9 protein-coding genes are annotated in these 11,698 nt (G+C 54.7%); 7 read left to right on the plus strand and 2 right to left on the minus strand.

Translation table 11 applies throughout. The annotated features are described in order from the left end of the window. The 6 genes from GEI7105_RS32880 to mgsA all read left to right on the plus strand — a co-directional run. On the plus strand, positions 1 to 396 hold a 396-nt coding region (locus GEI7105_RS32880; protein WP_017663636.1), incomplete at its 5' end, for an RNA-guided endonuclease InsQ/TnpB family protein. A 519-nt stretch (positions 397 to 915) separates the two neighbouring features. Next, positions 916 to 2,469, plus strand: a complete 1,554-nt coding sequence (locus GEI7105_RS32885) for a BamA/TamA family outer membrane protein (protein WP_017663637.1) — start codon at positions 916 to 918, stop codon at positions 2,467 to 2,469. Positions 2,470 to 2,613: 144 nt separating this feature from the next. Continuing rightward, positions 2,614 to 3,471 (plus strand): SDH family Clp fold serine proteinase, encoded by an 858-nt coding sequence (locus tag GEI7105_RS0127865; RefSeq protein WP_017663638.1) that lies wholly within the window; start codon positions 2,614 to 2,616, stop codon positions 3,469 to 3,471. A 154-nt stretch (positions 3,472 to 3,625) separates the two neighbouring features. After that, positions 3,626 to 4,411, plus strand: a complete 786-nt coding sequence (locus tag GEI7105_RS32890) for a cation diffusion facilitator family transporter (RefSeq protein ID WP_158413283.1) — start codon at positions 3,626 to 3,628, stop codon at positions 4,409 to 4,411. A gap of 263 nt (positions 4,412 to 4,674) precedes the next feature. Further along, on the plus strand, positions 4,675 to 7,233 hold the full coding sequence (locus GEI7105_RS32895; protein ID WP_017663640.1) for a glycogen/starch/alpha-glucan phosphorylase: 2,559 nt from the start codon (positions 4,675 to 4,677) through the stop codon (positions 7,231 to 7,233). A 166-nt stretch (positions 7,234 to 7,399) separates the two neighbouring features. Next, positions 7,400 to 8,683, plus strand: coding sequence for a methylglyoxal synthase (gene mgsA, locus GEI7105_RS0127880; protein ID WP_017663641.1), 1,284 nt, complete (start codon positions 7,400 to 7,402; stop codon positions 8,681 to 8,683). A gap of 13 nt (positions 8,684 to 8,696) precedes the next feature. On the opposite strand, the gene GEI7105_RS0127885 is transcribed toward mgsA, so the two are convergent. Together GEI7105_RS0127885 and cofH are read right to left on the minus strand one after the other, a co-directional pair. Further along, the gene (locus GEI7105_RS0127885) at positions 8,697 to 9,212 is read right to left on the minus strand and encodes a type II secretion system protein (protein WP_017663642.1); all 516 of its coding nucleotides are present in this window, start codon (positions 9,210 to 9,212) and stop codon (positions 8,697 to 8,699) included. A 206-nt stretch (positions 9,213 to 9,418) separates the two neighbouring features. Beyond that, complete coding sequence (cofH, locus tag GEI7105_RS0127895; RefSeq protein ID WP_017663644.1) at positions 9,419 to 10,627, minus strand: 7,8-didemethyl-8-hydroxy-5-deazariboflavin synthase subunit CofH; 1,209 nt, start codon at positions 10,625 to 10,627, stop codon at positions 9,419 to 9,421. 83 nt (positions 10,628 to 10,710) lie between these two features. Between cofH and GEI7105_RS0127900 the strand changes: the two genes are divergently transcribed. Further along, a complete protein-coding gene (locus GEI7105_RS0127900) occupies positions 10,711 to 11,631 on the plus strand; it encodes a YbhN family protein (protein ID WP_017663645.1) in 921 nt (306 codons plus the stop codon). Positions 11,632 to 11,698 lie beyond the last annotated feature (67 nt).

Raw genomic sequence — 11,698 nt, forward strand, 5'->3', positions numbered from 1 at the left:
GCCTACGAAGACTTAAATGTTGCAGGGCTAGTCAAGAATCGTCATCCCCCCTTCGCCCCCCTTAGCAAGGGGGGTTGGGGGGATGATGCGGGATGGACACTGTTTCGTCGTTGGCTCGAATACTTTGCCGACAAATACGGGAAGATAGCCATTGCCGTACCGCCTCACAATACCAGTCAAAACTGTTCGAGTTGTGGGGAAAAAGTGCAGAAAACGCTATCGACTCGAACTCATGTTTGTCCCCATTGTGGCTTTGTTGCCGACCGCGACACGAACGCAGCGATAAACATCCTTAAATTGGGGCTGAGTAGGGTGGGGCGCACCCGAATTCACGCATCGGGAGAGATTCCCTCTTGGTTGGTTGGAGAAATCCTGTCAGCTAACGGAGACTCGTAGAACGATGAATCCCCCTGCCTTCAGGCGGGGGAGAACGTCAATATAAGCTTAAATACCACATTAACCCTAGCTTCTTAAAGAAGTTTGGGGTTTTATTTATACAAAATTTTAATTTCAAATACTGTTTTTTTAATCCGATAAGTCCCTCTCTGTTTTCTCTGTGCCTCTGTGGTGAAGACTTTTGGCAACTTGGCTTGTCAAAAGAAAGGGATGAACGTTCTAGGTATTGAGTGGAATCACAGTACCCAAGGGCATTGGGAAACTGCTGGGGAACCAGGAACGCTTGAGGAGACTACCACCCCTGCTGTTGATAGGCAACTTGAAACAGTAAGTGGTGTCGATGAATCAAGAATCACTTTGTGAGAATCCCCGTGCGTTCACGCCGGGGAGTATGTCAATGAATCTTTCAATTTGTACCACGACTGGGGAAGAACCGTTAATATCGTGGGTGTAGTAGCGAAGCACGGGCGCGTAAAAAGCGTTACAAGCCATATTAACTACGGTTAGGGGAGTGAACGCATGAAAATTCAATCCGATTCGCCGCCAGTCTGGGGTTATCTCGCCGTTGCGTTAGGCGTAACCCTAGCCAGTCCAGTCGAGGCGGCCACCGAATCGAAAGTTATCGAAACCCATTTAAAACCCTCCTTGCGGGTCGGTACGACACTGACGAACAAACAGTTCGAGAGTGTTTTCGAGTTGCAAGGCGCCAATCCGAACGATCTTCGTCGAGCCGACGCTCTCAATCTCTCGAATTCCGAAGCCGAAGAACCCGTTGTTGAAGAGACGCTCGATCCAGAGCGCGAAGACAGCGCACCAGTAGCTCAAGAGTCGGCGAGACCGCAACGAGGGCGAACGACCGGGGGGTTGTTCTTTGAATTCAGCGCACCTTCCGTCATTCGGTCGTTTTCAGGACCGATTCGTCCCCAGTCTCCGATCGTGTACGATACGGAACTGCTCGAAAACTTGAATTACGGCTTCTTAGTCGGAGGCGACTTCGGAATCGATCGCGCGCGGGGCGTCTTCGGGGGCGTTCAACTGGGTTACCGCACCGAAGGAGGGCGATCGCTCGTCTTTACGGGACAAGGCGGGGAATACTTAGCTGGCGCTGAATTGACCTATACCCAAGCTGCCCTCGTCGGCGAAGAGTACCGACTGGGTTACAGCTTAACGGGGGGATTCGTCAACACCCGACAAAACGCCTTCCTCAGCGACGAAGACGACGACGACGTGAGGGAAGTGTACCTTCCGATCGGCGACGAACACGAACCCTGGGTCAACCGTCTCGGCTTTCAAGGACAAGTGTTTATCCCCATCAGCAGCGATGGCGATACTGTCCTGATACCGGGTATCAGCTATCAAAAAATCCGCATTCAAAACCGGGCGTTTACCGATAACCTCTACGCAGAAGACGAAGATGGCAACCGCCTCTCCGTCAGCGACGACGGTAAAGACGACCTGTTGTTGTTGAGTTTCTTCGCCCAACAGGACAATACCACTCGCGACGAATACGGCTTTCCCATTCGAGGCAATCTGTTCCAGTTTGGCACCGAGCAGTCGATTCCCGTGGGAGATTCGAGCGTCGATTTCAACCGCCTCAGCGGTGCGTACGTTCAGTACATCTCCCTCAACGACGACGGCCCCCACACGCTGATTTTGGGCGCTCAAGGCGGTGCCACCATCGGAGAAATTCCGGGCTATGAAGCCTTCGAGCTGGGGGGCTTTAACTCCGTGCGAGGCTTCAGCACCGGGGACGTGGGAACGGCCGCCAGTTTTATTCAAGGGCGCGTGGAATACCGCTTTCCTATTCTGTCTTGGGACGAGGGCTTGTTCGAGAAACTGCGCGGTGCGGTGGCGATTCAGTATGCTTCTGACTTAGGAACGGGAGGCGACGTTATCGGCGAACCGGCCGAAGCTCGCGACAAACCCGGAGACGGTTTTGGGTTCAGCGTCGGACTGCACTTCTTAAACGTCGATTTTCCGATCGTTCCCATTGTCGAAACCGTTCGCGTGACCGCCGGAATCAGCGATCGCGGAGACTTTGCGTTTTACTTCAGCTTCGGCCCGTGGTTCTAACGATTCTATAGCCGAATCTGGCCAACACTCACACTGAAGGACAAGGGGCGATGCGTCGGCGATCGCCCCTTTCTCATGGGAAAGCGATAAAATCGAGCCAAACCCGAAAGACCGCCTCTCTACTGGCAGCATCTTCAGAAATTTATGTTCTTCAACCTGTTCTTAATCTTTATTTTTATCTCGTCGCTTCAGCCGGTTATCCAAAAACGAATTGTAGAAGCCCGTCGCTTGGCGGCGATTCAAGGTTTCGAGCAACGGCGAGGCAGTCGAGTTATTTTGATGGTTCACCGTCAAGAATCCATTAGTTTGTTGGGAATTCCCATTTCTCGCTTCATCAACATCGAAGATTCCGAACGAGTCTTGCGGGCGATTCGCCTGACGCCTCCCGACGTTCCCATCGATTTGATCTTGCATACGCCGGGGGGATTGGTACTGGCCACCGAACAAATTGCCAGAGCCTTAGTGCGTCACCGAGCTAAAGTGACCGTATTCGTTCCCCACTACGCGATGAGCGGCGGAACGATGCTGGCGATGGCAGCCGACGAAATCGTCATGGACGAAAATGCCGTGTTAGGCCCCGTCGATCCCCAGTTGGGCAACGTGGCGGCGGCCAGCGTGTTGAAGGTTCTCGACGACAAACCCATTGAGGCGGTAGACGATCGAACCCTCGTCACGGCAGATATGGCGAGAAAGGCGATCGCCCAAGTTCAGAAATTCGTGCGGGCGTTACTCGAAGATAGCTTTCCCAAGCAAAAAGTCGATCCGGCCAATATCGATCGCATTATCGAAACCCTGACGACGGGGGGGGTGACGCACGACTACCCCATTTCAGTCGAAGAAGCCGAAGATCTGGGATTGCCGGTGACGGCAGGGCTTCCCTCAGAAATTTACAGTTTGATGGATTTGTACCCGCAACCGATGACGGGGCGGCCGTCGGTGCAGTACATTCCCATGCCCTATCAGGGGCGTCCTTCGCTGCCGAAAGAAAGCCAACGACAGTAGTTCGATCGATTCGACGCTCCGCGACTGTCCGGAACTTTTCGATCGCGGCGGGGATCGAGAAGAGAGGGGCGATCGACGCGATCGCTCGGCTGTTGTCGCGTTGGTAGGTTCGCACGCCTTGAGGAACGATTTCTTTTCGATTTGTACCTGTTGTTTGCCCGTTTTGCCTCGGACGAAACGCCGCACGCTGACCGTCGCGATCGCCTTGGCGTTGGGGTTTGCCCTTCTCGAATGGGTCGCGAGTCGCTTCAGTCACAGCCTGTCTCTGCTGGCCGATTCCGGTCACATGGCGATCGACGGCTTGGCGTTGGCCTTGGCGTTGTGGGCGACTTGGAACGTCCGACGACCGACGTTCGCCCCCGGAAAACGGGAAATTTGGGCAGCCTTAGTTAACGGATTCAGCCTGTTAGTCATGGCAGGACTTATCGCCGTTGAAGCCTTGCACCACTGGTACGCACCGCCGACCGAGGTTCTGAGTTTGCCGATGTTGGGCGTGGCGGTGTTGGGATTGACGGTCAACGGCATCAGTGCGGCGTTGTTGCATCGCGACAGCCAACGAGACTTGAACTTACGGGGGGCGTTTTTACATATCGTCGCCGATATTTTGGGATCGGTGGGGGCGATCGTGGCGGCGATCGCCATTTACTGCTTTGGCTGGCATTGGGTGGACACCGCCGTCGGTCTGAGTATATCCGTTCTCGTTGCCATCAGTGCCGTTCCCACGATCCGACAAAGTTGGCAGGCGTTGCGGCGCGATCGGTTCGAGACATCGGGATGGATGGAACTCGGCAAAACTGACCTTGTCAGCCATCTTTCCCAAAACATTGCTAAACCTTCGCGGTTCGAGCGATCGTCAACCCGTCGAACAGAAATAGCGACAGTCCCCACGCGAGCGCGAAGCGGCGTGGGGAAGGAATTCGGGCGTGAGGATTCCGCCTAAAAAATAGAAACCGCTCGAGAGTGCCAGAGCAATAATTGTGACAGTGCGCTCGTCATTTAGCTTCTAAAATTTGGGACTATTCAGACTCGAAACCTTGAAATTCTTAAGAGTTTCAAGCCAATCGGCACGTCGATCCGAACGGCTCGTATAATACACCCATCAATCGTTCGCCTCGTTCGTGTCGATTTGCCCAGATCTCGTCAGGGAGCGCAACCTCGCCCACACCAAAAATCCCCGATTGTCGATCGAACTCTAACGCAACTATGAATAAAGTCATCTATTCTACCGATAACGCCCAAGTCCGCATCGAAGACGATCGCACGGGCATGAGCTTGGAAACCCTCAAACGAGCGTTTGCCGACCATCTCTTCTACCTACAAGGAAAAGACGAATCGATCGCCACCCTCAAAGACTACTACTTTGCCCTCGCCTACACGGTGCGCGATCGGCTTCTCCATCGCTTCATCAAAACCACTCGCACCTACCGCGAAGACAACGTAAAAGTCGTCTGTTACCTGTCTGCCGAATTCCTCATGGGACGACATCTCGGTAACAACCTCGTCAACCTGGGTTTGGACGAAAAAGTCCGTCAAGTCGTCGAAGAATCCGGCCTCGACCTCGAGGAACTCATCGAACAAGAAGAAGACCCCGGCCTCGGAAACGGTGGTTTAGGACGTCTGGCCGCCTGTTTCCTCGACTCCCTCGCCACTCTGGAAATTCCCGCCATCGGCTACGGTATCCGCTATGAATTCGGGATTTTCCATCAAATGATTCGAGACGGGTGGCAAGTCGAAGTCCCCGATAACTGGCTGCGATTCGGCAACCCCTGGGAAATTGCCCGCCCCGAAGACACGGTCGAAGTCAAACTCGGCGGTCATACGGAAATGTACCACGACCCCAAAGGTCACTACCGCGTTTGTTGGATTCCCGATCGCACCGTCATCGGTATTCCCCACGACACCCCCGTTCCCGGCTACGACACGAACACCGTCAACCCCCTGCGCCTCTGGAAAGCTGAAGCCAGCGAAGAGTTTAACTTCGACGCCTTCAACGCCGGAAACTACGATCGCGCCGTCGCCGAAAAAATCGACTCCGAAACCATCTCCAAAGTTCTCTACCCCAACGACAACACCCCCCAGGGACGAGAACTGCGTTTGGCGCAACAATACTTCTTCGTGTCGGCGTCGCTGCAAGATCTGATTCGCATTCACCTGCGAACCCAACCCAGCCTCGACAACTTCCACGAACGGTTCGCCATCCAGCTCAACGATACCCATCCCGCCGTGGCAGTGGCCGAACTCATGCGCCTGTTGCTCGACGAACACAGTTTCGATTGGGATACCGCCTGGAACATCACCCACCAAACCTTCGCCTACACCAACCACACTCTACTTCCCGAAGCCCTCGAACGCTGGTCTGTAAAACTGTTCGAGCGTCTGCTTCCTCGCCATTTAGAGTTAATTTACGAAATTAACCACCGCTTTCTCGAAGACGTGCGAACCTGGTTTCCCGGTGACGACGAACGAGCCGCTCGCCTCTCGATTATCGAGGAAGGCTACGAAAAACAAGTTCGCATGGCGCATTTAGCCTGTGTGGGGTCTCACGCCATCAACGGGGTGGCCGCGTTACACACGGAACTGCTCAAAAGCGATACCCTACGAGACTTTGCGATCCTCTGGCCTGAAAAATTCTTCAACAAAACCAACGGCGTGACCCCCCGTCGCTGGATTCTCTTGAGCAACCCGGAACTAGCGTCGTTAATTACGGACAAAATCGGCAACGGCTGGTTGAAGAATTTAGACGAAACCCGCAAGTTAGAATCCTTTATCGACGATGCGGAATTCTGCCGACGCTGGCGGGAAATCAAACACGTTAACAAGCAACGTTTGGCGGCGTACATCAAAGCTACGCGTAATATCGATGTCGATGCTAATTCGCTGTTCGACATTCAGGTCAAGCGGATTCACGAATACAAACGCCAACATCTGGCGGTGCTTCACATCATTACACTGTACAACCGCATCAAGCGCGATCCCAGTATTGATGTTGTACCGCGCACGTTTATTTTCGGCGGGAAAGCCGCACCGGGCTATTTCATGGCGAAACTCGTCATCAAACTCATCAACGCCGTGGCGGAAGTGGTGAATAAAGATCCCGACGTGCGCGGACGGTTGAAAGTGGTCTTTTTGCCCAATTTCAACGTGTCTCTCGGTCAGCGGATTTATCCGGCGGCGGATTTGTCCGAGCAGATTTCGACGGCGGGGAAAGAAGCGTCGGGAACGGGCAATATGAAGTTTGCCATGAACGGATCGCTCACTATTGGAACCCTCGACGGTGCGAATATTGAAATTCGCGAAGAAGCGGGCGAGGAAAACTTCTTTTTGTTCGGACTGACCGCGCAAGAAGTGTACGACCTCAAAGCCAAGGGTTACGATCCGATGAGGTATTACAACAATAATATCGAGCTGCGTTGGGCGATCGATCGCATTGCCAAAGGTGATTTTTCGCCGGGAGACCGCGATCGCTTCAAACCGATCGTGGACGATTTGCTCGATCGCGATCCCTATATGCTCTTGGTGGACTATCAGTCTTATATTGAATGTCAAGAACAGGTCAGCAAAGCCTATCGCAATGTAGACGATTGGACGCGGATGTCGATTCTCAACGCCGCTCGCATGGGTAAGTTTTCGAGCGATCGCACCATCGGTGAATATTGCGACCAAATTTGGGGCGTCAAACCAACCCAAATCGAACTCGAAGAATATTCTCAAGACGATGCTGTGTTGAAAGCCGATACGATTAACGGTGAATCCAACACTTAATCGAGTGTTGAGTTAACGCGAAATCGAGTATTTTAATCTCCCGATATTATCCGAATATCGGGAGATTTTTTAATTAAAATAAATTGACTATTTGCACGATATATGATAGACAAAAAAGCAAGCAAATTCTGTTTTCACTCTTCCCTCTCCACTCTTCACTAAAAACGTGCCAGCCACTATCGCGTTAATCGCCCACGATTCCAAAAAAGACCAGATGGTCGCGTTCGTCCAAGAGCGATCGTCAGTTCTGTCGCGCTATCACCTCATCGCCACGGGAACCACCGGCCAGCGCGTTCGAGATGGAACCGGACTCGAGGTCGAACGAATGCTCTCCGGCCCGATGGGGGGCGACACGCAAATCGCCGCTCGCGTCACCTCAGAAGAGGTGCTAGCGGTGATTTTCCTCATCGATCCCCTGTATGCCCAACCTCACGAACCCGACATTCGCGCGCTGCTGCGGGTGTGCGACGTGCATAACATTCCCATCGCCACCAACCTCGCAACGGCCGAAGCCGTGGTCGCGCGACTGGCAGCCCATCGCGTCGCCCATTTGATTTTCAATCCGGTGGCCGGACAAAACGACCCCGATCGCGATCTCGCCACGATTCGCGAACAGCTCGAATCTCAAATTCACCTGAACGTCTGCGTGACCGAACCCGATAGCAGTCCTGGCGAGCTGGCCCGGGCTGCGGTCGAAGGGGGGAGCGATCTCGTCATCGCCTCGGGAGGAGACGGAACCGTATCGGCTGTGGCGGACGCCCTCATCGGCACGGACGTACCGCTCGGTGTCGTTCCCCGAGGCACGGCTAACGCCTTCGCCAGCGCCCTCGGTATTCCGCAAAACGTGCGCGGGGCTTGTAAAACCATTCTCACGGGCAGTCAGCGAGCGATCGACGCGGCCAAATGCAACGGCATGACGACGATCCTGTTGGTGGGCATCGGGTTCGAGGCGGAAATCGTCGATCGCGCCGATCGCGAAATGAAAGACCGATGGGGGCCTTTAGCTTATATTCTCAGCGGCATTCAAAGCTTTGGCGAGTCGCAGCAGTTCGACGCTGAAATCGAAATTGAAGGGGAAGTCCGCAACCTGCGCTCCGGGGCGATTACGATCGCCAACCTCGCCCCCCCCACGTCGATTTTAGCCCAGGGATTCGGCGAAACGATCCCCGACGACGGGCTTCTCGAAGTCACCATCGGCGCGACCAAAAACCGCTTGCAGTCCATCGATGCCTTAGCCAGTATGGTGGGGGCGGCGATTTTGAAAACGGAAACCCAACGGGACGATATTATCCGCTTGCGAGCCTCTCGCATTCGCGTCACTACCGATCCCCCCCGTAAAGTGGTTGTCGATGGAGAAATTATCGGAACGACGCCGGTAGAAGTCGAATGTATTCCCCAAGGACTCAACGTCATCGCACCGATGGCGCGGGGAAACGTCCTCAATTGGTAGCAAGGGTTTGCCGCTAGCGATCGCAATGTTCGTCTCGCGCTTTCCGCACCACTCCCAATAACGTCGAGACGATGGTACATCGTTTGTGGCGATCGTTGTCTCCACTGACGAGGGTGACGCGGCCGAGTTGTCCGTGAGTGCGGCCTCGTTCGTCGAAGCGAACCCGACGCCATCCTCGGGACTCCCGTAATGTTGTATTGTCCTCGTCAAGCTGAACCCGTGGCGATAAGCTGTCCCAATAAGCAGGATCGCCATCGGCTGGATGAACGGAAAACTCGATGCGCCCTTCGTTTTCGCGAAAACTGACTTGCCAGACATCTTTATGCGCCGTCGCGCGGCTTTGGGCATCACGGAGGGCGAGGTAGACGCTTTCGTTCGAGGCGATCAGTCGTTGTCGGTTGACAAAGGCCAGCCAACCCGGTGCCGCGATCGCCGTGAGAATACCGACGATCGCCACGGCGACTAACCCTTCGACTAACGTAAAACCGTCTGCTCTCCGATGCAGGACTCGAGAGTTGGGTTCGAGCATAGATGCAACCCCGATCGGATGGAAAAATGATGTCAAGAAATTACCAGATCGGGGTAGTTTTTAAAACCGAAAAAATACGCAATCGATCGCGCGTTTGTGGTTGCGTATTTTTTCGTAAAATTAGATCGGACGGGCAAACAGTGGCGACCCAAAACTCATCGTTTTGCATTCATCGTTTTAAAACTGTGAGAGGCAGGAACACCTTCCTATCCAACCACTGTTTTTTCAACAGTATTCCGAGAAATTACAGAAGGGGCGATCGCCCGGTACAACGTATCTCGTTGTTGGGGAGGACGGGAGAGCGATCGAATGGCATTTTCTAAGGTCTCCGGTTCCATACAGGTTCCTCCTGGAGCGCCGGCCATAGTCGTGATGTGTTCCTCCATCAACGTTCCGCCGATATCGTTACAGCCCCAGTTCAACGCTTCGGTCGCTCCCGATAACTCCAACTTCACCCAACTCGGTTGGTGGTTGGGAATCCAGCGCCCCAAACACAACCGCGCGATCGCCGTCAGTAACAGAGCCTCGGCGAGAACGGGGCGATCGCGTCCGACGCGGCGTCGCAGGGGAGCGGGGGCATTTTGGCCGATGAAGGGTAACAGAATAAATTCAGTGATACGGGCGGGATAATTTCGAGCGATCGCCCGCTCTTGAAGCGATCGCAACGTCAACAAATGCTCGATTTGCTGTTGCGGCGTTTCGATATGCCCCGACAACAGGGTACTCGTCGTCGGGACGCCCAGACGGTGAGCGGTTTCGACGATTTCCAGCCAGGTCGCCGTATCGATTTTCTCGGGACAGATAACGCGACGCACCGCATCGTCGAGAACTTCTGCCGCCGTTCCCGGCATCGAACCGACTCCCGCATCCCGCAGCGTAGCAATGACGGTTTCGTAACTCACGCCATCTTCGCGAGCGATAAACTGAACTTCTTGAGGAGAAAACGCGTGTAAGTGCAAGTCGCTAAATTCGTCTTTGATGGTGCGAACCAAACGAACATAATACTTTAAGGACGTACCCGCTTCTTTGGCTTTGGGGTGAAGTCCCCCTTGCATACAAATTTCGGTAGCACCGCGACGAACCGCCTCGGCCGTTTTCTCCAAAATCGCCCCCATATCGAGCCAGTACGCCCCGTCTTTACCCTCGTCGCGACGAAACGCACAAAAGCTACAATGCTGTTCGCAGATGTTGGTAAAGTTGATGTTGCGGTTGACGACGTAGGTTATAGTGTCGCCGACTTGTTGCTGTCGGAGCCGGTCGGCAGCCTCGCGAATTGCCGCGATCGCGCGGGGATCGGTTTGTTGCAGCAGCGTCGTACCCTCTTCAACCGTTAAGGCGTCGCCAGAAAGGGCGCGATCGAGAATCGCATCGACGGGATCGAGTCCGGGGGTTTTCGGGGTCGTGTCAGTCGTCACGGGATGGGTTCGAGTGCGTACAGTATTGCGATCGATTATGCCAAAAATGTTCGGATTTCACCGCCCGTTGCCACCGTATCCCGATGCTGAAATCTCTATTCTCTCGCCTCAAACCCTACTTGCGCTGGGTCGTTCTCGGGGCGACGCTGTTTTTTATCGCGCAAACCCTCAAAAGCCACTGGCAAGAGGTGGCCGCACTGCGATTGCGCGATCGCGGTGGAATCTCGATCGCTTTGGCGTTTGGCGTCACGCTGCTGGCACATACTTGGTCGGGTTGGGTGTGGGGGTGGATTCTGCGGGAGTTCGACCAACCGGTCTCGATGCTGTGGGCGACGCGGGTTTTTCTCAAAACCAACGTGGCGAAGTATCTACCGGGGAATATCTGGCATTTTTACGGTCGGATTCGCGAAGCTGCGGACGTGGGGATGTCGGCGGTGGCGGCGACGGCGAGTGTGGTTTTGGAGGCGTTGTTGATGGCAGCATCGGCGTTACCGCTGGCGGCGTTCGTGATTCCCGGCGATCGCGCGGGGTGGTCGATCGCGGCGTTTATTGCGGTTCTCGTCGGCGTTCACCCACGACTGCTCGATCCGGTTCTCGAGCGCCTCGAACGCGCCAAGCTCAAAGGATCGCTATCGGACACCGTCCCCTGTCGGATGCGCCGCTATCCGTTACGTCCGTTGCTGGGAGAGTTGGGGTTTGTGGGGCTGCGCGGTTTGGGGTTTTTACTGGTCTGGACGGCGATCGCTCCTTGGGAAACGACCCAACTGCCGCGTTTGTTCGGAGGGTTTAGTTTGGCGTGGCTGTTGGGGTTGGTGGTTCCCGGCGCACCGGGGGGAATCGGCGTGTTTGAAGCCACCGCCGTCGCTGTTTTAAACGGGGAGTTTCCCGCCGTTACCGTCTTGGCGGCAGTGGCTCTGTACCGTCTGATTAGCGTTTTGACTGAAGTGTCGGGGGCGGGGTTGGCGGTGGCGATCGAACAAATCGTCGGACGATTCCGCCCATAAGCTGGGTTTCAAGAAGTCTTCACCACATCCCCCCTTAGCCCCCTATCCCCCCTTCGCCCCCCTTTGA

The organism is Baaleninema simplex PCC 7105, assembly GCF_000332355.1.
Classification (GTDB): Bacteria; Cyanobacteriota; Cyanobacteriia; order Cyanobacteriales; family Geitlerinemataceae; genus Baaleninema; species Baaleninema simplex.

Coding starts and splice junctions, on each gene's coding strand:
- GEI7105_RS32885 (WP_017663637.1), top strand. CDS start 916: ATGAAAATTCAATCCGATTCGCCGCCAGTCTGGGGTTATCTCGCCGTT.
- GEI7105_RS0127900 (WP_017663645.1), top strand. CDS start 10,711: ATGCTGAAATCTCTATTCTCTCGCCTCAAACCCTACTTGCGCTGGGTC.
- GEI7105_RS0127865 (WP_017663638.1), top strand. CDS start 2,614: ATGTTCTTCAACCTGTTCTTAATCTTTATTTTTATCTCGTCGCTTCAG.
- GEI7105_RS0127885 (WP_017663642.1), bottom strand. CDS start 9,212: ATGCTCGAACCCAACTCTCGAGTCCTGCATCGGAGAGCAGACGGTTTT.
- GEI7105_RS32895 (WP_017663640.1), top strand. CDS start 4,675: ATGAATAAAGTCATCTATTCTACCGATAACGCCCAAGTCCGCATCGAA.